This is a genomic window from Bacillus sp. HMA207, assembly GCF_003402455.1.
GTDB classification, from domain to species: domain Bacteria; phylum Bacillota; class Bacilli; order Bacillales; family Bacillaceae_G; genus Bacillus_A; species Bacillus_A cereus.
This window is the reverse complement of sequence record NZ_BEZT01000001.1, coordinates 2317238-2343718: the sequence shown is the minus strand read 5'-3', so window position 1 is coordinate 2343718 and position 26481 is coordinate 2317238. Positions and strand designations below refer to the sequence as shown.

The window sequence follows — 26481 nt, the reverse complement described above, 5'->3', positions numbered from 1 at the left end:
AATGGGAGACGTTATTGATATATATGGTTTATCACCTTTGCAAAAAGGAATACTGTTTCATACTTTATACGATCAAGATGATGAACATTCTTTTTCCTATATTGTACAAGTAGGTTTCTTGCTCGGGGGGCAATTGGATGGTGATACTTTTGAAAAGGCTTGGGAATATGTTATTAATCGACATGAGGTTTTACGTTCAGTATTTGTATGGGAGGAAGTAGAAAAGCCACTACAAGCAGTTTACGAACGTCTTCCTTTTACTATTCATCAAGAGGATTGGAGTGCCCATTCGCATGAGGAAAGGGAGGAGAAATTACAACAGTTTTTGACTGCAGATCGTAGGAAAGGATTTTTATTGGATGAAGCACCATTGATGAGAGTCGCTGCGATTAAAGAAGCAAAAGAGGAAACGAGAATTATTTGGACACATCATCATATTTTGCTAGACGGATGGAGTGTGTCACTGGTCTTTAGTGAAGTGATGGAAGTTTATCTCAAGATGATAAAGGGAGAATTATTGAATCCTCCTAAATCTCTTCCTTATAAAAAATATATCCAGTGGATAAATAAACAAGATCAAAGTCTAGCAGAGGAATTTTGGAAAGAAGAATTAAAAGGGTTCTATGCACCTACTCCATTAGCGATGGAAAGAAAGGATCAAGGACAAGAGAAGGGTTATGGGGAGTGTGCTTATCAAGTATCTGAGGAACTTACTGAGAATTTACAAGAGTGGGTACGAAATAGTCGATTAACGTTGAATACGTTAGTACAAGGTGCATGGGCTTATTTGATGAGTAGGTATAGCGGTGACAGTGACGTCGTATTTGGCGTAACTAGCGCTGGACGTCCTACTGATTTAATGGGAGCAGAGAATATGGTGGGGCTATTTATTAACACATTACCTACCAGAATCCGATTAACGGATAATACATCAGTAGTAGATTGGCTTCGTAAAATACAAATGAAAGAAATGGAACGAAGACAGTATGAGTATAATTCGTTGATAGATATTCAAGGCTGGAGTGAGGTTCCGCGAAATAGCTCCTTATTTCATACCTTGTATGTGTTTGAAAATTATCCAATTCAAGGTGAGAGAAATGATGATTTAAGATTACTAGATGTTACAAGCACGGAACAAACAAATTATCCTTTAACACTCATTGTAATGCCCGGTAAGAAAATTACTTTAAAGTTGATGTATGATCGAAGCTATTTTAATGAAGAAACAATAAATCTGATTCAGAATCACTTATTGCAAATATTAATTCAGATGACGAAGAGCCTAGATTCAAAACTATTTGAAATTACTCATTTAACAGAAGAAGAACAGATACAGTTACTAGAGGAATGGAATCATACTCAATTTAATTATTCGGCTAAAGGCATGATTCATACGATGTTTGAGGAGCAAGTTAAAAAAACACCGGAAGCAATCGCGGCTAGTTACGAAAATGAACAAATTACCTATAAAGAGTTGGAGAAGCGTGCAAATCAGCTAGCTCATTATCTACAAAAGCATGGTGTAGGACCAGAGTCTCTAGTTGGGGTATATATGGAACGTTCATTACAAATGATGATAGCGTTATTAGGTATTCTAAAATCAGGAGCAGCGTATGTTCCACTTGACCCTACTTATCCAGAGAGTCGACTTCGATATATATTAGAGGATGCTGGAATCGAAGTACTAGTGACGGAAGAAAATTCTAAAAATTTGTTTGTATCTGAAAAAATAGAAACGATTTGTATGAATAAAGATTATACTGCAATTGAAAAAGAAGAATCAACCCCATGTATAAGTGGTGTAACAGGAGAAAATTTAGCGTATGTTATGTATACTTCAGGATCTACAGGGAATCCAAAGGGAGTAATGATTGAGCATCATTCAGTAATTAATTATCTAGAATGGATGCAACATAAATATCCGCTTTCTGAAAAGGATGTGGTCTTGCAGAAAACGCCATTCTCATTTGATGTCTCTGTTTGGGAATTGTTTTGGGGCATTCACGTTGGTGCAAGTGTATCTTTCCTACCTCCAGGTGGAGAAAAAGATCCTTCTATTATAGCTGAAGTGATTAAACAACATCAGGTTACTATAGTTCAATTTGTACCTTCGATGTTATCTGTTTTTTTAGACCACTTCAATCATATTGAATTGAACATGAATTGTTCATCCGTACGCCATGTATTTTCTGGTGGAGAAGAACTAAGTTCAGGGTTGGTTAGACGATTTCAACAGAAATGGAATTATAGTGGACAAGTGAAATTAACCAACTTTTATGGACCAACTGAAGCCACTATTTATGTGAATGCATTTGATATTCAGCCTAATCAAGAATTTGTTTCTATTGGACAGCCAATACAGAACACGCAATTATATGTATTAGACCAAAATCAACGCTTGCAATCAATAGGAATTGAGGGTGAGTTATATATTGGTGGTGCTGGTTTAGCACGTGGATACTTAAATCGTCCGAATCTTACTGCTGAAAAATTCGTTTCGCATCCATATCGATTTGGGGAACGACTATATCGAACAGGAGATTCAGTAAGATATTTAACTGATGGAAATTTAGAATTTATAGGTAGAATGGACCACCAAGTCAAAATGCGTGGTTTTAGGATTGAATTAGGAGAAATTGAAGCGACTTTAGAAAAATGTTCGTTTATTAAAGAGGCTGTCGTATTAGTTAGAGAAGATCGTCCAGGTGATCAACGATTGGTTGCATATGTAATAAGCGATGGAAATACCGAGGAGTGGAGAGAGTATTTACAAAAACAATTACCGACTCATATGATTCCAGCGCACTTTATAGAGTTAGAACACTTCCCGCTTACTCCAAATGGGAAAATTGACCGAAAGGCCTTGCCAGCACCTGATGAGCAAGCTATTGAAGATTTAAATGTGCTACCTCGGACGCCATCGGAAGAGCTTATTGCCTCGGTTTGGAGCCAAGTGTTAGGAACAGAAAATATTGGTATTCAAGATTCCTTCTTTGAACGTGGTGGGCACTCACTACTTGCTACTCAAATTGTCTCTCGATTGCAAGAAATGTTCCAAATTAAAATTCCATTACGTGAACTTTTCAAGCACGATACAGTGGAAGCATTGGCGAAACGAGTGGATCAGTTACGAAAAGAAGATAAAAAACGAGAGGTTGCTCCTCTTGTACCTATGAAACGAGAAGAAGTTATCCCACTTTCCTATGCGCAGAAACGTCTATGGTTTATTGATCAATTAATGCCAAATAGTGCTATGTACAATATTCATGCAGCGTGTCGCTTAACAGGTAAATGGTCAATTGAAGCATTGGAGGTCGGATGGAATCAATTGTTGGAGCGTCATGAATCATTAAGGACGACAATTCTAGAACAAGAGGGTGAACCTTTTCAACAGGTTCAATCTCATGTGTTCAGGCATATTCCTCAAACGAATCTAACAGATCTTTCTTTGGAAGATAGGGAAAGAGAAATGAAACGGCTCATTCAAAACGAAGCTGAGGAACCATTTCATTTTGGACAAGATCCTCTGATTCGAACACGAATATTGAAAGTGGACAGGGAAGAATGGATTCTCATTTGTACGATGCATCATATTATTTCAGATGGATGGTCAATGGGAATCTTACTTGAAGAATGGATGGCTTTTTATGAAGGAGCATTAAGCGGCAAACCGGCGGAATTGAAGGAATTATCTATCCAATATGCAGATTTTGTCATGTGGCAGAAGGAATGGCAAAAAGAAGAAAATTTGAATCAGCACCTTCAATATTGGAAGGAAGAATTATCTGGGGAACTACCGGTTTTACAATTACCGATGGATCGTCCTCGACCTGCAGTTCAAACCCATCGTGGTGCAAGTCAGTCCTTAATAGTGGCGAATTCCCTACAGGAAAAGCTCAAAGATTTAAGTCTGCAAGAAGGATGCACTTTATTTATGACATTGATGGCAGCGTATCAAAGCTTCCTTTCTCGTTATACAGGACAGGATGACATCTTGGTTGGAAGCCCAATCGCTAATCGAAATGTGAAAGAGATTGAGGGATTAATAGGTTTCTTTGCAAATACGTTGGTTTATCGAGCTGATTTCAGTGAAAATCCGTCGTTCCAAGAACTTTTGTCGCAGGTAAGAAAAAAAGCACTAAAAGCATACGAGTATCAGGACATCCCATTTGAGAAAGTGGTAGAATCCGTAAAGCCGGAACGGAATACAAGTCATTCACCAATATTCCAAACTATGTTTACTTTACAGAATGCGAAGCAAGAATTTCCTCAGCTATCTGAAAGACAAATGGAACTCATGGAAAGCCATGCTTCTGTAGCGAAATTTGATTTGAGTTTATTTGTTACTGAGACGGAAGAAGGATTATCACTAACCTTTGAATACAATACTGATTTGTTTGATGATACAACCATTGAACGTATGGCAAGTCATTTTGAGCATTGGTTAAATCAAATTGTCTCTCATCCAAAAGGTGTATTATCAGAACTGAATATGTTATCGAAAGTAGAATATAAGCAACTACTAGAGGAATGGAATAAATCGCGTGTTATAGATATGGAAGAAAGTACGATTCATACAATGTTTGAAGAACAGGTGAAAAAAACACCAGAAGCAATTGCAGTAGTGTGCGAAGATGAAGAACTAACATATCGAGAGTTGGACGAACGCTCGAATCAGTTGGCACATTATTTACAAAAAAATGGTGTAACATGCGAATCATTAGTTGGGATTTGCGTCACACGTTCATCTGAGATGATTGTCGGTCTCTTAGGAATTATGAAGGCGGGAGGAGCATATGTCCCAATTGATCCAGCGTATCCGGAAAGTCGACTACAGTACATTTTAGAAGATGCTCAAATAAAGGTACTGGTGACACAGGAAAAGTTACAACAAAAAATGGTTATACCTAAACTCGTCAACGTGATTTGTATTGATAGTAATCGAGCAGAAATAGAACAAGAAGTAACTACGGTATGTACGAGTGAAGTGACGGGCGATAACTTAGCCTATATTATCTATACTTCAGGTTCCACTGGAAATCCAAAGGGAGTAATGATTGAGCACAGGAATACAGTAACAATGATTCATTGGGCGCATCATACGTATTCCCGAAAGGAATTAGCGGGAGTGTTAGCTTCAACTTCGCTATCTTTTGATTTATCCGTTTTTGAAGTATTTGTTCCCTTAACGATGGGTGGTAAGGTGATTGTCACTGAAAATGCTCTACATCTAGAGAAGTTGTCTACCAAAGGTGTAACTTTGGTTAATACTGTACCATCGGCAGCGAAGGAACTGGTTCGAGCAAAAACAATCCCTTCTTCGGTAAAGGTGATGAATTTGGCTGGAGAACCATTGCCATATTCGCTTGTTCAAGATTTATACGAGAGAAGTACGATTGAAAAGGTGTACAACCTATATGGACCGTCCGAAGATACTACGTATTCCACGTATATGGAATTAGAAAAGTGTGACATGCATAGGGTACCACCAATTGGTAAACCAATATTCAATACAGAAGTATATGTACTGAGTGCCGAACAAAAAATGGTTCCAATTGGTGTAGTTGGTGAGCTATACATTGGTGGATCAGGGTTAGCGCGTGGATATTTAAACCGCCCTGACTTAACGCAAGATCGTTTTATACCGCATCCGTTTAAAGAAGGAGAGCGAGTATACCGGACTGGAGATCTAGTAAGGTATTTACCAGATGGAAATTTGGAGTATGTTGGACGAATCGATCATCAAGTGAAAATTCGTGGGTTCCGGATTGAACTAGGAGAAATTGAAGCGACATTACAAAGGCATACACTGGTTAACGAAGTTATTGTGATGGTGCAGGAAGATTATCCTGGCGATCCGCGTTTGATCGCCTATGTTGTAGGAGACGGGGATGCTCAAAAGTGGCGTGATTATCTCAAGGATCAACTACCAAATTATATGATTCCAGCCTATTTTGTTGGATTAAATGCATTTCCACTCACTCCTAATGGGAAAATTGATAGGAAGGCCTTACCAGCACCAGAGAGACAGGAGATAGCAAGTGGTTATATTGCTCCTCGTACGTCTACGGAAAAAACAATCGTTTCGATATGGCATGAAGTTTTAGGTATGGAAAACATCGGAATTCAAGATTCATTTTTTGAAATTGGTGGCCATTCACTACTCGCTACGCAAGCTGTTTCCAATCTTAAAGAGGCTTTTGGAATCGAGATACCATTGCATGATTTATTTATGTTTCATACGGTGCAGCAATTGGCAGAACAGATTGATCAATTGCTCGATAACAAAAATCAAGAAATGCAGAATGATAGTAAGGAGAATGTAAGTCTTCAAGACTATGTTCAAAAAGAAGCAGAAGTGAGTAATGATGAAGAATTATTGGAACTACTTAAGCAATTAGAGGAGCTATCAGAGGAAGAAGCACAAGGGATATTCGAGAGTAATTTGATTGAGGAAGGGGTAAAAAAATGAGAAGTGATTTACTTGCAAAGCTGAGTTCACTTTCTCCTGAGAAGAGAGCATGGCTTCAGAAGCAAATGCAAAAAAAGGAGAATAAAGAAGCACTCCCGTTGTCTTATGCACAACAACGCTTGTGGTTTATGGACAGATTTAATCCAAACAGTTCTTTATATAATATTCCAACGGTATGGCATCTAAAAGGAAATTGGATACCTGAAGCATTAGAAAAGGGATTCAATCGACTCATTGAACGCCATGAATCATTACGAACTGTTTTTAAAGAAGTAGGAGAACAACCTGTGCAACAAATTGTCGAATTCCTTCCTAGAGCATTACCTGTAAGATATTACTCTCAACTTCCTCTAGAAGTAAAAGAAAAAGAGGTAGATAGTTTAATTGCGAGAGAAGCGCAAGAACCATTTGATTTAATGAATGGTCCTTTAATTCGTAATCAGCTTGTTCAATTAGAGAAGGATGAATGGTTATTACTGTGTACGATGCATCATATTATTTCTGATGCTTGGTCCATTGGTATATTCATGAATGAATTACTTGCTTTCTATGAAGAAGAAACGGGCGGAAATCCTGCTAAATTAAGTTCACTATCCATTCAATATGTAGACTTTGCGAAGTGGCAAAAGGAGTGGTTGCAAGGTGATGTGCTAAATCGTCAGCTTACGTATTGGCAGGAAGAATTGTCTGGTGAACTTCCTATCTTACAACTGCCAGTGGATCGACCTCGACCGGTTAAACAGACTTACTCTGGGGCTACGCATCATGTAATTTTTCCTTATAAATTGCTCAGTCAATTGAAGGATATAAGTCGACAAGAAGGATCTACTTTATTTATGACTTTAATGGCCGCATACCAGAGCTTTCTTGCTCGTTATACGGGACAAAAAGATATTCTAGTTGGTAGTCCGATTGCAAATCGAAACCATAAGGGAGTAGAAGGATTAATTGGTTTCTTTGTTAATACGTTGGTTTACCGATCAGATTTGAGTGGCACCCCTACTTTTCGAGAGATTTTGAACCAAACAAAGAAAAAGGCGTTAAAAGCTTACGAATATCAAGATATACCATTTGAAAAAATAGTAGAAGCTGTGCAACCTGAACGAAGCATGAGTCATTCCCCTATATTTCAGACCATGTTTACGCTACAGAATATAAAACAAGAACGACTAGATTTGCCTGATAGAAGTATTGAAATGGTAGAAAGTAATATGTCTATTGCTAAATTTGATTTGAGCTTAACTGCCTATGAAGTGGAAGAAGGTCTATTCGTCTCATTTGAATACAACACGGATTTATTTGATAGTAGTACCATTGCACGTATGGCAGGACATTTTGAGAACTGGCTAAATGAAATCACGTATCATCCAGATGAATCATATGCAAAGCTGTCAATGTTATCGGATAATGAGCAAAAACAACTCCTAGAAGAATGGAATGATACGGACGTAGTTTATGGTCACGATTGTATGATTCATGAGCTATTTGAGCAGCAAGTTGCACGGACACCTGATGCAGTGGCGGTAGTTTATGAGGGGGGAAAGCTAACGTATCAAGAACTTAATGAAAAATCGAATCAATTGGCACATTTTCTACAAAAACGAGGTATCGGACCTGAATCATTGGTTGGTATATGTATTGAACGTTCTCCTGATATGATTATCGGTCTCTTTGGGATTTTGAAGGCAGGTGGGGCTTATGTCCCACTGGACCCAAGTTATCCCGAAAACCGCCTGAGATATATTTTGGAGAATTCACAAATTCAAGTGCTGTTAACAAAAGAAACACTACAGGACTGGTTACCTAAAGATATTCAAGCAATTTGTTTAGACCGGGATCAAGTGATGATTTCTAAAGAGAGTAATTTAGCTCCGGTAAGTGGAGTAACAGCAAATAACTTAGCCTATATCATATACACTTCGGGTTCGACGGGAAATCCAAAGGGGGTAATGATTGAACATCATTCCGTTATCAACCGTCTACAGTGGATGCAGAAAAAATACCCATTGTCCGAGGAGGATACAATCCTACAAAAGACACCGTTCTCATTTGATGTTTCTGTCTGGGAATTATTTTGGTGGTCATTTGTAGGAGCACGTGTTTGTTTACTTCCACCAGGAGGAGAGAAAGATCCTGCGGTGATTGAGGAGTATATTGAACGATATCGTGTGTCCACCATGCACTTTGTTCCGTCGATGTTATCTACTTTTTTAGATTATATGGAACTATATAATTCGAAAAGGGATGTATCGTCTTTAATTCAAGTTTTTACTAGTGGAGAAGCGTTAAACACTGAGCAGGTTCGCCGGTTTAAGGGGATCTTTTACAATGTTCAGCAAACAAAGTTAATTAACTTGTATGGTCCTACTGAAGCAACTGTGGATGTGACTTATTATGATTGTGATTTAGAAAAAGAAGCAATGCTTATTCCGATTGGTCGTCCGATTGATAATACAGAGTTGTATGTGCTAGATCAATATCAACAAGTGGTCCCGATTGGTGTGGCAGGGGAACTTTACCTTGGAGGAGTAGGATTGGCACGTGGCTACTTCAATCGACCGGATTTAACTACTGAACGTTTTATTCCGAATCCTTTTAAGGACGGGGAACGATTATATCGAACGGGTGACTTGGTGAGATATATGAATGATCGTAACTTAGAATATATTGGAAGAATAGATAACCAAGTTAAAATTAGAGGATTCCGAATTGAATTGGGAGAAATTGAAGCAGCTTTACATGATCACTCATCTGTAAAAGAGGCAGTCGTGTTGGTGAAGGAAGATCGACCAGGAGATAAGCAGTTAGTAGCTTATGTAGTGGGTGAAGGGGATACTGGAGAGTGGCGTGAATATCTCAAGAAGCAACTGCCACATTATATGGTTCCGGCATACTTTTTCAAAATTGAAGGTATGCCACTCACTCCAAATGGTAAGGTGAATCGGAAAGCCTTACTGGAATTAGAAGAACAGTTCATAAGTGAAGATATTACTTCATCACGAACACCAGTGGAGGAGCTTATCGTTTCCGTTTGGAGTCAAGTGTTAGGAATAAAAAATATTAGTGTTCAGGATTCCTTTTTTGAAATCGGTGGTCATTCACTACTAGCTACTCAAGTAGTGTCACGTTTACAGGAAATTTTTCAAATTGAATTACCAGTACGTGAACTATTTGAATATACAACGGTGGAGTCACTGGCAAAGCGATTAGATCAGTTACGTAAAGGAGATAAAAAACGAGAGATTCCGCCGCTAATACCAATGAAACGAGGAGAAGCTATCCCACTATCTTATGCCCAACAACGCTTATGGTTCATTGATCAATTTACACCTAATAGTGCCCTTTACAATATGCCAATGGTATGTCGCCTTACAGGGAATTGGCTACTTGAAGCATTGGAAACGGGATGGAATCAACTAATAGAACGTCATGAATCACTGCGGACGGTCTTTCACGAAGTGAACGGTCAACCCGTACAGCAAATTGAACCGTATGCTTTTCAATCAATTCCGAAAACGGATTTAACTATGCTTTCTTCTGAAGATCAAGGAGAAGAAGTTAAACGTTTAATTCAACAAGAAACAGAAGTGCCATTTGATTTAACAGAGGGTCCATTAATCAGGACAAGTATTTTGCATGTGGGAGAGGAAGAATGGATACTCCTTTGTACTCTACATCATATCATTTCAGATGGATGGTCAATGGGAATCCTACTTGAAGAATGGATGGCATTTTATGAGAAAGCAACGGATGGAAAGGTAGCGGAACTTGAACCATTACCGGTTCAATATGCAGACTTTGCTCAGTGGCAAAAAGGATGGCTAAAGGAGGAGGTGCTTAATCAACAACTCCAATATTGGAGGGAAGAATTGTCTGGGGAGCTTCCTGTACTCCAACTTCCTATGGATCGCCCGCGTCCCGCAATACAAACTCATCACGGGTCGACATACACTCTGGTTCTGCCAAGCAGGCTACATGATAAATTGAATGAACTTAGTCGAAAAGAAGGGGCTACACTCTTCATGACGCTTTTAGCTGCATATCAAAGTTTTCTATCTCGTTATACGGGACAAGAAGATATTCTGGTCGGAAGCCCAATTGCGAATCGGAATTATAGAGAAATTGAAGGACTAATTGGTTTCTTCGTTAACACGCTGGTTTATCGAGCTAATTTGAGTGGTAGGCCGACATTTCAAGATGTACTATATCAGGTTCGTCAAAAGGCATTGAAGGCGTATGAATATCAAGATATTCCATTTGAAAAAATTGTAGAAGTTGTGCAACCGGAACGAAGTACAAGTCATTCGCCAATCTTCCAGACTATGTTCATCTTGCAAAATATGAAACAAGAGTTTCCAATGTTATCTAGTAGAAGTATTGAAATGATAGAAAGCCATAGTCCAATTGCAAAGTTTGATTTAAGTGTAATGGCAGCTGAGACGGAAGAGGGATTACTTTTTACTTTTGAGTACAATAAGGATTTATTCAATGCTACTACTATTGAACGGATGGCAGGACACTTTGAGAAATGGCTACATGAAGTTTCTCATCGCCCACAAAATCCGTTGCATGACCTGAGCATGCTATCAGAACCCGAGCGTACTTTGTTATTAGAAACATGGAATGACACTGTAATGGAAATGTCTCATCAGGGTCTTATTTGCGACAGATTTGAGGAGCAAGTAGCAAGGCGTCCGGATGCGATTGCGGTAGTTGATCAAACAAAACAGTGGACTTATGGTGAACTGGATGCACAAGCAAATCAGTTGGCAAATGTTTTACAGCGAAAGGGAGTAGCCCCAGAGTCAGTGGTAGGAGTTTATCTTCCGAGGTCAGCTGAGCTGATGGCAAGTTTACTAGGCATTTTAAAAGCTGGTGGAGCTTATGTCGTTTTAGATCCGTTGTATCCAAAATCAAGGTTAGAATACATGATTGAAGATGCAGGAATTCAATTTGTAGTGACGGCGGAAGCACAAGAAGGACATTTCGCACACGTCGAAATGGTGAGGTTAGAAGAATTAACGGTGGAAAGCGTAATCGCACCTACACGTCAAATAAATCCAGAGAACTTAGCCTATATTGTCTATACCTCTGGTTCTACAGGAAAACCGAAGGGTGTCATGGTTGAATATCGCTCATTAATGAATATGGTTTCTTGGCATCAGGAAGTTTATCATATTTCAGCAGAGGATCGTGCGACTCAGATTGCAGGGGTTGCTTTTGATTCGGCTGTCCAGGAGATTTGGCCGTATCTAACTGCTGGTGCAGCACTCTACTTGTCAACAGAGGAACTGAGAATTAATCCAGAAGCACTAAGGGACTGGCTCATTAATTCACGAATAACAGCTAGCTTTGCACCTACGCCTATTCTGGAAAGACTCTTGAAATTATCTTGGCCAGATAAAACGGATCTTCGTTTTATCATTACTGGTGGGGATCAATTAACACAGTATCCATCTAACGATATTCCTTTTGCGGTAATTAATCAGTATGGTCCATCGGAAAATACAGTCGTTACCACAGATAGTTATGTACCTATAGGAGTGACAACAGGTACGCCATCGATTGGTCGACCGATTGCGAATACAGAAGTTTATGTATTAGATTCTCATCTTCAGCTAGTACCAATTGGGGTAATTGGAGATCTCTATATTGGAGGGAAGAGTCTTGCACGTGGATATGCTAATCGTCCGGATCTTACAAAGGAAAAATTTATTCCACATCCTTTCAAGTCAGGAGAACGTCTCTATTACACAGGAGACAAAGCAAGTTATCTTTCTGATGGTAATCTCCAGTTCCATGGTCGTATAGATGACCAAGTGAAAATTCGTGGTTTCCGGATTGAATTGGGAGAAATAGAAGCTGTTTTGCAGTCACATTCCTCTGTAAAAGAAGCAGTTGTATTGGTACGAGAGGATAATCAAGGTGATAAGAGATTAGTAGCTTATGTAGTTGGTGAAGGAAGTGTCCATGAATGGCGAGAACATCTACAAACACATTTACCAAATTACATGGTTCCAACAAACTTTATTGAGATGGAATTTTTACCACTTACACCGAATGGAAAACTTGATTTGAAGGCATTACCTATACTTAGTGAACAATCCGCTGAAAATACTGTATACCCACGAACTCCGCTGGAAGAACTTATCGCTTCAGTGTGGAGTCAAGTGCTAGGAATAGGAGACATTGGTGTTCAGGATTCTTTCTTTGAGCTTGGTGGTCACTCTCTACTTGCTACACAAGTGGTCTCACGCTTACAGGAAGTCTTTCAAATCAAATTGCCAGTACGTGAACTGTTCGAATATTCAACGATCGAGGCATTAGCGAAACGAATGGATCAGTTACGTAAGGGGAATGAAAAACGAGAAATTCCACCATTGGTGCCGATGGAACGCGGAAATAATATTCCACTATCTTATGCCCAACAGCGCTTATGGTTTATTGATCAATTTGCACCTAATAGTGCCCTTTATAATATGCCAATGGTATGCCGCCTTACAGGGAATTGGTTACCTGAAGCATTGGAGTTGGGATGGAATCAGTTGATAGAGCGTCATGAATCTTTGCGGACGGTATTTTATGAAGAGGATGGCCATCCTGTGCAGCAGATTCAACCGTATATTTTCCGTTCTCTGCCACAAATGGACTTAACTAAGCTTTCATTAGAGGAGAGAGAAAGAAAGTTGGAGCAATGGATTCAAACTGAAGTCGAATCTCCATTTGATTTAGAACAAGGGCCATTGTTCCGTAGACAAATTATAAGAATTTCAGAAGAAGAATGGGTTCTTCTGTGTAATATGCATCATATTATCTCAGATGGATGGTCGATGGAAATCTTACTTCAAGAATGGATGGCATTTTATGAGAATACGATTGGTGAAAAACAAGCAGAACTGGAACCACTACCAGTTCAATATGCCGATTTTGCTCAGTGGCAAAGAGAATGGTTGAAAGATGAAGTACTATATCAACAACTTGCATATTGGAAGGAAGAATTATCTGGTGAGTTACCAGTCTTAATGTTACCAATGGATCGTCCGCGTCCGCCAGTGCAAACCCACCATGGATTAACTCATAATGTTTTGTTATCGCGCCCATTACTGGATAAATTAAACGAACTAAGTCGTCAAGAAGGGGCCACACTTTTCATGACCTTATTGGCATCGTATCAAAGTTTCCTTGCTCGTTATACGGGACAAACGGATATTATTGTTGGTAGCCCAATTGCAAATCGAAATTATCGAGAAATTGAGGGGCTGATTGGTTTCTTTGTCAACACCTTGGTTTATCGAGCTGATTTAAGTAATGCACCGGCATTTCAAGAGTTGTTGTCTCAAGTGCGGATAAAAGCATTGAAGGCGTATGAGTATCAAGATGTTCCGTTTGAGAAAATTGTAGAGGTTATCCAACCTGAACGAAATACAAGCCATTCTCCGATTTTCCAAACCATGTTTACTTTGCAAAATGCGGGACAGAAGCTACCAGAACTACATGGAAGAAATATAGAAGTAATGGAAAGTAATGCTCCAATCGCTAAGTTTGATTTAAGTTTAACAGCTGCAGAAGTGGAAGAGGGTTTATTACTTACTTTTGTTTATAGAACTGATTTATTTGACAGCTTAACTATTGAATCCATGGCTGAACATTTTGGAAACTGGTTGAATGTAATCGTGGAGAATCCTGATAAATCATTGGCTAAGTTGCCTATATTATCAGGATTACAGCAAAAACAGTTGAAAGATTGGAATAATAATGCTGTAGCATATCTACGGGAAAGTACGATTCATCAGCTGTTTGAAGAGCAAGTAAATCGTACACCTGATGCGGTAGCAGTGGTAGATGAAAAACAGCAGTTAACATATCGAGAGCTTAATGAAAAAGCTAATCAATTGGCCCACTATCTTCAGCAATGTGGGATTAGGAATGAATCATTAGTTGGAATTTGCTTTGAGCGTTCAGTTGAGATGATTGTTAGTATTATGGGGATCTGGAAGGCTGGAGCAGCATACGTTCCATTGGACCCATCATATCCAGAAAGTCGCATACGATATATTTTGGAGGACACTGAAATTCAAGTATTAGTTACGAATGAGTCATTAGAAGGTTGGATACCCAAAGAAGTCAAGGCAGTTTGTCTAGATAGGGATCAGGCAATGATTTCAAAAGAAAGCATTCTTTCACCAAAATGTGAAGTAACAGGAGAAAACCTAGCGTATGTTATCTATACTTCGGGATCGACGGGGAACCCAAAGGGTGTCTTGATACAGCATCATTCTGTAATAAACTTGTCGCATGGTTTACAAAAAGAGGTTTTCGAACATGAGATACCATCTAACATGCATGTCGGTTTAAATGCTTCAATTGCCTTTGATGCATCTATTCAGCAATTACAAATGTTGATTTATGGTTCAAGTTTGTATATTATTCCAAGCGAAGTACGAAGTGATCCGGAGCAGTTTGTAGCTTATATTAGGGAGAACAAGTTAGAAATCTTTGATATAACACCTTCATTGCTTCAATTACTTATAGATGTCGGATTGTTAGAAACGTGCGATGGCGTTCATGTTCCAAGTAAGGTACTGGTTGGTGGTGAAGCAATTATGCCGTCATTATGGGAACAGCTAGTAGAGACTGATAAAATCCAGTTTTATAATGTATATGGTCCTACAGAATGTACGGTTGATGCAACATGCTATCATATCAAAAAAGATAGTAGGAGAGTAACAATTGGGCGTCCATTGCCTAACATCCAAACTTATGTATTAGATAGAAATAGGTTGCCAGTTCCAGTTGGTGTGATGGGGGAACTTTATATCGGAGGAGCAGGTCTAGCAAGGGGGTACTTGAATCGTCCAGAGTTAACATCCGAACGATTTATTTCTCATCCATTCAAAGAAGGCGAGAGGTTATATAGAACAGGTGATCTTGTGAGATATCTTCCTGATGGTAATATAGACTACTTAGGAAGAATGGATAATCAAGTGAAGATTAGAGGATTTCGAATTGAACTTGGAGAGATTGAGTCGACTTTACAAGAGCATGACTTGGTAAAAGAGGCAGTTGTAATGGTTAGGGAAAATCAGTCGGGAGATAAGAGGCTGGTAGCTTATGTAGTGGGCGAAGGCAGTTTAGAAGAATGGCGAGAGTATCTTAAAACAAAACTGCCAATCCATATGATACCTTCCTACTTTGTCGAAATGAAAGAATTACCGCTAACCATAAATGGAAAGATTGATCGGAAATCGTTACCTATACCAGATTATCAAGGAACACAAGAAGGATACGTGGCCTCAAGAAATGAACGTGAACATAAGCTTTCTATCATTTGGGAACGTGTGCTAGGTTCAAAACGTATTGGTATGAATGATAACTTCTTTGAAATTGGTGGAGATTCAATTCTTAGCATTCAGATTGTCTCGCGCGCGAAGCAAGTTGGTTTACAATTGACACCAAAACAAATATTTGAACACCAAACGATTGCTGAGTTGGCGCAAGTAGTCAAAGAAGAACAAGGTGTACAAGCTGAACAGGGAATTATAACTGGAGAGACGATACTTACACCTATTCAGCAAAGGTTTTTTGCACAAAATCATCCTAACCCACATCATTGGAATCAATCCATGTTCTTTAGAACGAAAGAGAAATTGGACATAGGATCACTGGAAAAGGCGGCAGGTAACCTTCTACTTCATCATGATGCTCTGCGTTTAAGATATGAACGTTTACCTAATGGGGTTTGGAAACAGTGGAATGAAGGAATAGAAGAACAATTGATGCTTACTGTCATTTCATTAGACGAAGTGCCGGAAGCGGATTGGCATCAGGTTATTCAAAAAGAGATTAATGTTGCACAAGAAAGTTTGAATTTACATGATGGTCCGCTAATGAGAATGGTGTATTTTGATGAAGGTGAGCACGCTGGCCGATTATTTTGGACAATTCATCATTTAGCCGTGGATGGTGTTTCTTGGCGAATTTTATTGGAAGATTTGCAAACAGCATATACGCAAGTAGTCCAAGGGCAGAAAATTCAATTACCTATGAAGAGTACATCTTTTAAAGAATGGTCGGAGAAATTACATCATTACGCTGAAACTGGACTATCAAAAGAAGTGCTACATTACTGGGAGGAGCAGGCTGAACAAGACGTAGTTAAATTGCCGGTAGATGGTACTATAAGTAATCCAGTAAGCGCAGTAACTGAGGAAATTACTGTGGTGTTAAATGAGAATGAGACCCGTATGTTATTGCAAGAGACTTTAAGCACTCACCATGTCCAAATCAATGAAGTATTATTAGCAGCATTAGTACAAGCTATGGCAGCATGTACGGGGCAGCCGATATTGAGCGTAGATTTAGAGGGACATGGTCGAGAAGAGATTATTGAAGATGTTGATTTATCGAGAACTGTGGGATGGTTTACAAGTATTTACCCAGTTCATTTAAATATTACTAGTGCTCATACGCCAATTGCAGCATTAAAAGCAGTTAAAGAACAAGTTCGCAAAATTCCTAATAAGGGTGTTGATTATGGGGTGTTGCGTTACATGAACGCAACAATGTGTGAGCAATTAAGCTCCCAATATACACCGTCTATTAGTTTTAACTATCTTGGACAATTTGACCAAATGTTTTCTAGCGATGCAATGTTTATTCCGGAGAATGAATTTAAGCGTTTAGATCATGCTGCCGGTTCCAAGCGATCGCATGTAATTGATGTAATTGGGGTTGTAACGGATGGAAAACTTCAGTTCACTTGGGTATACAATGTTGGACAATTTGCCAAATCAACGATTCAAAGTATTGCACAGAATATGCTATATCAACTGAGTACATTGATTCAATTTTCAGATAGAGAATCTGCACTGACCATTTCGGATTTTGCAATGACTAATCTTAGCCAAGAAGGTTTGACAAATGTACTAAACAAAATGCATCGCGGAAAGAACAATCAGATTACTGATTTATATCCACTATCACCTTTGCAAGAAGGTATGATTTTCCACACATTGCATGACCAAGGGGATGAACATGTTGCACCGTATATAGTGCAATTGAGTTTTATGATTCGAGGAAAAATGAATATTCCTACATTTGAGCAGGCGTGGAAATCTGTAATTCAGCGGCATGAAATTTTTCGTACAGCATTTGTATGGGACGAAATTGAAGAACCTGTACAAGTGGTGTATGAAAATATCCCATTTAAAGTGAACAAAGAAGACTGGCGTACAATGACAAGTGAAGAGATAGAGGAAAAAAGAAAAGTCTTTTTGGCATTAGATCGAAAACAAGCCTTCCAATTTGATGAAGCACCATTGATGCGGGTAACAGTCATTCAAGAAGGTGAGGAAGAATATCGGATTGTTTGGACCCATCACCATATTTTACTGGATGGATGGAGTTTACCATTAGTATTTAATGAATTACTTACAGTCTATCAGAAGAGAATGAATGGAGAAGCTGTGAAATTACCTAAGTCCTCACCATATAAGAAATATATCCAATGGTTAAGAGAGCAGGATAAGGAGCAGGCGGAACAATTCTGGAGAGAGAAGCTAAAAGGTTTTACTGCGCCAACTTTGCTGGGCTTAGAAAGTAAAGAGGAAGAAAAAGGTTACACAGAGAAGGTTACGTATTTATCAGAAGAGCAGACTCAAGCGTTACAAGGATGGGCGAAACGCAATAAACTTACTTTGAGTACAGTAATTCAAGGTGCATGGGCATATCTCATGAGCCGATATAGTGGAGAAAATGACATTGTTTTTGGTGTAACAAGCTCAGGGCGTTCTACGGAGATTATTGATGTTGAAAACATCGTAGGTCCTTTCATTACAACGTCACCGACGCGAATTCAATTGATGGATGATATAAAATTAATAGATTGGTTGCAGAAGATACAAGAGGAAGAGATAGAAAGAAGACAATATGAGTATGCTTCTTTGACAGAGATTCAGGGGTGGAGTGAAGTTCCTAGAGGAATACCGCTATTCAATAGTTTATATGTGTTTGAAAATTATCCAGTGAAAGAGGAGTCTTCAGAAAATCTGGAAATTGGTGAATTGGAAGGGGTAGAACAAACCCACTACCCATTAGGGTTAGCTGTAGTTCCAGGAATCCAGTTATCGTTAAAGTTAATGTATGACCGTAGTAAGTTTAATAGAGTAACCATTGAACGAATGCTGGGTCATTTACACCAAGTGTTAATGCAAATGCTCAAAAACATTGATCAAAATCTATCGGAGCTAGTATATATTACGGAAGCTGAACAAAGAAAGCTATTGGAAGAATGGAATAATAATACTATATCCTATCCACGTGAGAATGCAATCCATCAACTATTCGAAGAGCAAGTAAATCGTACGCCTGACGCGTTGGCAGTGGTAGATGAAAAACAGCAACTAACATATCGAGAGCTGAATGAAAGAGCTAATCAATTAGCCCATCATTTACAGAAATGTGGAATTGGGACAGAGTCATTAGTTGGCCTTTGCTTTGAGCGTTCAGTTGAGATGGTTGTTGGTCTCATGGGAATTTGGAAGGCTGGAGCAGCCTATGTTCCATTAGATCCATCGAATCCGGAAAGCCGCCTACAATATATTTTAGAAGACACAGGAATTAAAGTGTTAGTTACAAATGAAGTATTACTAGGCTGGATACCTAAAGACATCAAGACAGTTTGCCTAGATAGGGACCAAGCAATGCTTTCTCAAGAAAGCAAACTTTCACCAATATGTGAGGTAACAGGGGAAAACTTAGCGTATGTTATCTATACTTCTGGTTCGACAGGGAATCCAAAGGGGGCTTTAGTACAGCACAATTGTGTAATAAACCTATCCTATGGTTTACAAAAAGAAGTTTTCTCACATGAGATACCTAATAATATGCGCGTCGGTTTGAATGCGTCAATTGCCTTTGATGTATCTATTCAGCAATTACAAATGTTGCTTTATGGTTCAAGTTTATATATTATCCCAAGTGAAGTTCGCACTAATCCGGAACAATTTGTGTCCTATATTAGGGAGAATAAATTGGAAATGTTTGATATGACACCTTCATTACTTCAATTACTAATAGATGGAGGATTGCTAGAAATAAGTGCTGATGTTCATGTACCAAGTAAGATATTAGTCGGTGGTGAAGCAATTATGCCGTCATTATGGGAACAGCTAGTAGAGACTGAAAAAATTGATTTTTATAACGTATACGGTCCTACAGAATGTACGGTTGATGCAACGTGTTATCATATCCAAACAGATAGTAAGAGAATAACAATTGGGCGCCCATTGCCAAACGTTCAAACTTATGTATTGGATAAAAATTTGTTACCTGTCCCAGTTGGTGTAACAGGTGAGCTATATATTGGTGGTGCAGGTATAGCGAGAGGATACTTGAATCGTCCAGAATTAACAGCAGAGAGATTCATCCGTCATCCATTTAATGAAGAAGAGCGTTTATATCGTACGGGAGATTTGGTTCGTTATTTACCTGATGGTAATTTAGATTACTTGAGAAGAATTGATAATCAAGTGAAAATTAGGGGCTTTCGTATTGAACTTGAAGAGATTGAAGCGAGTATAGAGAGGCATCCACTGGTAAAAGAAGCAGTAGTTTTGGTAACAGAGGATAAATTAGGAGAGCAGAGATTGGTTGCTTATGTAGTTGGAGATGGTAGTATGCATGAGTGGCGTGAGTATCTCAAGACACAAGTACCAAATTATATGGTTCCCGCACACTTTATTAAGGTAGACGAGATTCCTCTTACAACGAATGGAAAAGTTGATCGAAAGGCATTGAACAATTTAACTATTCTGAGAGAAAATAACGTTTCTACACCAATCATTCCAAGGGATGAAATTGAATATCAGTTGATTAAAATCTGGCAGGATGTGTTACAGATAGAAGATGTCTATGTAAATGATGATTTCTTTAATAGAGGAGGACACTCTCTCCTTGTAATTAAATTAGTTTCAAAAATTAAGGAGAAGTTTGGAAAAGAGATTAAGGTGTCTACATTGATTAAGAATCCAACAGTGGAAGGAATCGCATGCCTTATTCGTGATAAGCATGATATGACGAAATCAGTAGCAGCGCTAGTTCCACTACAAGAATCAGAGAAAAGATCTTTCTTCTGCGTTCATCCGTTTATGGGGAATGTATTCTGTTACATTCAACTAGCAAGATTGCTTAAGAACCATTGTTCATTTTATGGTTTACAGAATCCTCTTATAGAAAAGAAAGAAATTGACGAGTTAACTTTGCCGGAAGTAATTCAACTTTACATCGAAGAAATAAAACGTGTTCAGCCAGAAGGTCCATATCGTCTTGGAGGATGGTCTTTAGGCGGTGCAATTGCTTATAAAATCGCAACTGTACTAAAGAATCAAGGTGAGGAAGTTGAGTTGTTGATACTAATGGATACTAAAGTACCTTCAGAGCAGGACTATAAAACAACGGAGGATATGCTCTCATATATATATGAGCATTTCATTCCTAGAGATTTTACTGAGCAGGGGGAAGGCCTCTTCCATGAACAAGATATGCTTGTAGAGCGATTAATTATGGAGGGAGTACTCCCGCCTGATGCAGATCTTATGAATTTGAAGCAAGTTATCAATGCTCATAGGAAATGTCTGAACTTAATGGCAGAGCATGATTTAATACCATACTCTGGAGAAGTTCTCTACTTTAGTGCTGAGGAAGGAAAAGAGTTGTTTACAGATTGGGGACCTTTATTAAAAGGTAGAGTAAATAGGTATTTAGTCCCTGGATCACATGAGGAAATAGTAGACTTCCCCGCAGTTGAAAAGATAGCTAAGTATCTATTAAATGAATTTGAAGGGATAAAAGAAACATCCCTTTCATTAACTGAAAAGTAGAGAGTGCAAAAGATGCAACGCAATGAACGAAAAGGGGAGACCAATACCTGCATATCAAGTGTAGGGAATAATGAATATATTAAGAGCATTACTTTTTAAGGGGATAATGTAAAAAGTAATTGGTAGAGACATAGAAATCTTTGTAATAGAAGCGAATGCCTGATGATATTACTGAGGGAAGGTGCATATTTTCATTGATATGTAAATATGCACCTTTTCTATTGTATATGCAATTTAATAAAGTTAATTTGAGTTTCTGTAACGTTCATATATGAAGTAATTCTTTAAAAAAGGAAGTGATTTATTATACAAATTCAAGCTGTGAAAATACCAAAGAATATTGAAAGTCATTTGCTTAAGCAACTTAGTAACTTAGTTTCAAATGAGAAGAAAGAACGAATGAAGCGTTTATTAAATTCATGCGACATTAATAGAACTCTGATAGGAGATTTACTAATTCGATTTCTAATCTGCCAAAAGTATAAAATTAATCATGAAGAAATTAGATTTAGATATAATGAGTATGGAAAACCTTTTGTTGAAAAATTTTCTGACTTTCATTTTAATGTGTCACATTCAGGAGAATGGGTGGTTTGTGCTACTGCTAATTTTAATGTGGGTATTGATATAGAAAAAGTTTCAGAAATAGAGGCTTTTAAATTAGCACATGAATTTTTTTCAGCGGATGAATTTTATGATATATCTAATATGAATTCTGATGAACAAATTAATTATTTTTATGATTTATGGACATTAAAAGAAAGTTATATCAAAACGATTGGAAAAGGACTTTATATCCCGTTAAATTCATTCTCTATAAAAAAAGAGTCACGAACTTTAATTTCATACAAGAATATACCTAAAAACTTTTACTTTAAACAATATAACATTGATCCAAATTATAAGTTATCTGTTTGTGCAACAAGAGATGAATTTCCACAAGAGATAATAATTAAAGACATTTATACAATTTGCCAAAATATATACAAATTTGAAAGTAAGGAGAAAATCAATGCAGAAGACTAAACTTTTTTGTTTTCCACATGCTGGGGGATCTGCGTTTAGTTACGCAAAATGGAAAAATTACTTTAATCCATATATTGAGATAGTGCCGATAGAGTTAGCTGGTAGAGGATATAGAATTGAAGAAAATTTGTATGGAAGTATGGAAGAAGCGGTAAATGATGTCTATAATAATATCGTTATGCAGATAGATGATTCGCCATATATTTTATTTGGGCATAGTATGGGAAGTTTGATTGCCTATGAAGTAGCTAGAAAAATACAAGATTCTAAAAGCGTATTGCCTAAATTTCTTGTTTTATCCGGTAGAAATCATCCAAATAGTAAAATAAAAAATATCCGACATAATCTTTCTAACGAACAATTTAAAAGAGAAGTTATTGCAATGGGAGGTACACCATCTGGGGTACTGCAATCAGAAGAATTAATGGAGATCTTTCTCCCTATTCTAAGAGCAGATTTTAAAATCGTTGAGACGTATATTCATGACAAAAATACACAACCATGTGATATTGATTTTCTTATATTTAATGGGGAAAATGATGAATTTACTACATATGATCAAGTAATAAAATGGGAACGATACACAAGTAAAACGTGTACTTTTCATTCTTTTGAAGGTAATCATTTCTTTCTAAATGAAAATATTGAAGAAATAGCAAAGAGTATTATAGGAAAGTTAGATTCTAAAAGATTATCGACTAGTTTTTAGGATTTTTCAAAGTATGCTCATGCCTAAGAAACAAAAATATTAATGATGAAAAATACAGGCATTGCTGAAATTTTATTGAATATATGCATAGAAGCCTAAACGAACGGTTTAAATGCAGAAACTCTAAGCAAAATGTATATGAATTGACTTTAGTTTAAGCTTACCTATAATACCATCTAGATTCTTTATTATACTTAATACAAAGTACATAACAGTTAGGGATGCAATATGTGAAGTAAAAAGGCCGACTCTTATAATTATGAGTGGGCCTTTTGGTTTTATGGATATCAAATTAGTGAGCAACATTTCAAAGGGTATCTTGTGATATAACTAAGTAGAATTTTTTAAACAAGGGGATGATGAGATGAATAAATTGAAGGGGAAAATTGCATTAGTAACAGGGGCTAGTAGAGGGATAGGCCGAAGTATTGCCTTACATTTGGCACAGGCTGGTGCGTTAGTCGTTGTTCACTATAGTAAAAGAAAAGAAGAAGCAGAAAGTGTAGTGGATCAAATTAAACAAGATGGCGGTTCCGCGTTTGCGATTAGTGCAGACTTAAGTACTTTTAATGACATTAACAATGCTTTGTTGATAATTAGCTAAAAAAGTATTGTACGATTAAATGCATTGTGTTACATTTGTGTTACAAAATCGTTACGAAATATTATAATCATTTCTATGTCATTTCCCTTTTGTTTCCTTAATGTTACAAAATCTATAGGTGTTTTATGTGTATAGGAGTGTGTGTAGTAAAGAGTCTGAGTTGAAAATACGTGCACACTTTAAATGTCCTTTCTGTCTGAATGAAGAAGACTACCAACTAATTAAAGGGTTTAAAGTAACAACTTTAAATAAAATGTGCTTCCTTTCCCACACACAATTTAGTACATATTTAAAGTACAGCCTAGTTGCTACACAGACTCTTGTACATATAAACATTAAGGTGAAATAGAGATAAAGATTTATTACATAATAAGCATTACTTAGCTAAAAGTAAAAATATTATCTGTGCATTTTTATGAAATGTCTAGATGATATTTTTTGAAGATTTCTTGGATATGTTTATGGAATAACAATTGCTAATACTTAATGATTCTCTACTACTAAAATATCTGATAATTTATGTAATCGGATTTATAGGATGTATGTACATTCACTTATATAGGGAAAATGAGGTTTTTCATATGAAGTATAGTTACAAAGTGTTTATATTTATTTGGACAATTATTTTATTGTTTTTTCTACTTTATTATGGTTACAGTGAAATTTCCGAAACCGAGCAAGTGCCAGTCATAACAATCAAACAATAAAAATAAGAGATACTAAAAAAGCAAAATATAATAAAAATAGATACCCGAAAATGTTTAAGAACAGGAACAATTACATGCATAAACAACCTTACGATTTCCATGCATACCCCACGTCATTTGGGCAATAGGGGAAAAGTATTATTATTTGGCATGCGCAATCTTCCATCACTAGTAGAAACGGAAAGTTCCGTATCCCCGCTGAAGGAGGAAGATGTCTACCTGCCAGGGGGGATCTATTCAGCATCTAGAAATATTGGAATTAAAAGTGTAGAAAACAAATAGTGAAAAGGGAACATATCTTGCGTTTCCTTTTTTATTCTTGTAGATAAGTCTGGGGAGAAAACGGGGATTTCTGCACGAAACATAGATCTTATTGATATACTAATTGTGCTTTACGTATAGCTGGGAGTGGGTGTGATGGTATTTGCAATTGATGCGAGATTCTGTCATTCTTTTCATGAAATTGAATCATTAGACATTCCCAATATATTGTTTCCGAGTCAGTGTAGGAAATTGTATCAAGTGATTGGAATCGGCATTCAAGAAGAATTCCGCAATCCCTATGTCATTATAAAAGAGCAACATGGTTCCGTTACATACCGATTACCAGAAGAATTATCAACATGGGTGCAGAACAAATTATTACTTGTTAAAGGGGGTGCCAGTTTGTTTCCGTGTCCTTTCGGATTTTCACATTTCCAAGTTCGTTGCTTCGCGTATTCTTGTTAACTGTTTATCATGATGAACACCGCAGAACACTTTGTAAAAGCGGAAATTGATTATAGGACCATATGTACAAGTTGAAGGGGAATGGTAAATTGTTCAAAATAATGGTTATAGAGTACAAATAAACATTAAGCAGTATAAAGACTTTCTTAGCGCCTTTGCCTCAAATTCTAACTTAATTGAAAAGAGCCTCCATTACTTTATTGGAGGCTCTTATTTTTCACTTCAGTACAGAAGGTGATATTTTTTCTAACCAGAGAATGCCATCATATTGTTCTGTCGGAATCATGATTTCTTCTTTTAATTTATTTCCCCAATAACTTGCTGCAGTAGGAGTAAACATCCATGAAGTTTCTGGTCGGTTACTTTCTCCTTTTAAGTTAACGAAAACATGGGGACTTCCTACCGGGCTGATGATTTTTTCAACGCTTGGTTCTTCATGTTCATTATGTACAGGAATAACATCTTCATTAACATTATCCCAACTGCTTCCGCTATACGCAAATACACCAATTGTGTCCATTTGGTCTTTGATACGCTGTGGAAGATAATCCATCATATTTGGGCCAACATAATTGTATTGCTGCATCTTCGTAAAGTCTAATATCATTTTTGAAATATGTTTTATTTTTATTGTAATACCTATCCAGTTCAATCAACTCTGACACTGCTGTATCAAATTCACTCTTTACTTCAGGATTTACTTTTTGCAACCATTCTTTTGCATAAGAGCGGAATGAAGATTTATAAAACAAATTCATATCAAAACCAGCTAATGTGAGTGGCTTTCCTTTTTCTTTTTGTTCTTTCATATAGGTAAATAATTGTTCAAGTTCCTCAGTTTTCCATACAGAGTATAAGGATTGTTTCATCGCTTCTGTAGCGGTTGAGTTATCAAAATTTTGCTGAACAGCTGCTGCTTCCCAAAGCCCTGTTTCAAATGCAATCACATCATATTCCAGGTGTAACAGCTTGGGAGGAAGTGCAGGAAGACGAGCTCCCGAAGAAAGCAAAAAAAATAGGTGTGAAATAATCAGTTATTTGTGATGGTGGATTCTCCTAGGTGGAGGGTTCGCCGTTTTTTATTATATGTTATGTTGTAGTTTTTATATAAAGCATATTGAAAAGATAGGTTAAATCTTCTGGAATGATGTCTCCATAATTAATAACTTGTACAATAACCTTTCAATTATCACTAAATCCATTCATATCAACAAGTTGTCCCATATATCCCTTTGTAGCAATATCTTTTAAAGTACGCTAAAAATACCCTTTATTTTATCTTTATCTTATCTTTACCTTATCTTTAAATTTTTATATTAAACTTGAAACCTTAAAGTATTGATATATGAGTCTAA

5 protein-coding genes and 3 pseudogenes are annotated in these 26481 nt (G+C 37.4%); 6 read left to right on the top strand and 2 right to left on the bottom strand.

Annotated features, from left to right (window positions below; all coding sequences use genetic code 11):
- Position 1: 1 nt before the first annotated feature.
- From HMAS_RS12185 to HMAS_RS12160, 6 genes and pseudogenes are all read left to right on the top strand, one after another.
- On the top strand, positions 2–6472 hold the full coding sequence (locus tag HMAS_RS12185) for a non-ribosomal peptide synthetase (RefSeq protein ID WP_116344854.1): 6471 nt from the start codon (positions 2–4) through the stop codon (positions 6470–6472).
- On the top strand, positions 6469–21351 hold the full coding sequence (locus HMAS_RS12180; RefSeq protein WP_116344853.1) for a non-ribosomal peptide synthase/polyketide synthase: 14883 nt from the start codon (positions 6469–6471) through the stop codon (positions 21349–21351). Before HMAS_RS12185 ends, HMAS_RS12180 begins: the two co-directional genes overlap by 4 nt.
- Positions 21352–21672: 321 nt before the next feature.
- Positions 21673–22377 carry a 4'-phosphopantetheinyl transferase family protein gene (locus tag HMAS_RS12175; protein WP_116344852.1) on the top strand — a complete coding sequence of 235 codons (705 nt, stop codon included), beginning with the start codon at positions 21673–21675 and terminating at the stop codon, positions 22375–22377.
- On the top strand, positions 22364–23086 hold the full coding sequence (locus HMAS_RS12170) for a thioesterase II family protein (RefSeq protein ID WP_006918054.1): 723 nt from the start codon (positions 22364–22366) through the stop codon (positions 23084–23086). The genes HMAS_RS12175 and HMAS_RS12170 overlap by 14 nt, the downstream gene beginning before the upstream one ends.
- A gap of 364 nt (positions 23087–23450) precedes the next feature.
- A pseudogene (locus tag HMAS_RS12165) lies at positions 23451–23666 on the top strand (SDR family NAD(P)-dependent oxidoreductase); the annotation flags it as partial.
- A 1148-nt stretch (positions 23667–24814) separates the two neighbouring features.
- A complete protein-coding gene (locus HMAS_RS12160; RefSeq protein WP_000230685.1) occupies positions 24815–25126 on the top strand; it encodes a hypothetical protein in 312 nt (103 codons plus the stop codon).
- Positions 25127–25343: 217 nt separating this feature from the next.
- Here HMAS_RS12160 and HMAS_RS28080 read toward each other — a convergent pair.
- Positions 25344–26097: pseudogene (locus tag HMAS_RS28080) on the bottom strand (erythromycin esterase family protein); the annotation flags it as partial.
- Between the two features lie 136 nt (positions 26098–26233).
- Positions 26234–26356, bottom strand: a pseudogene (locus HMAS_RS28075) (vancomycin resistance histidine kinase VanS); the annotation flags it as partial.
- Positions 26357–26481: the final 125 nt, after the last annotated feature.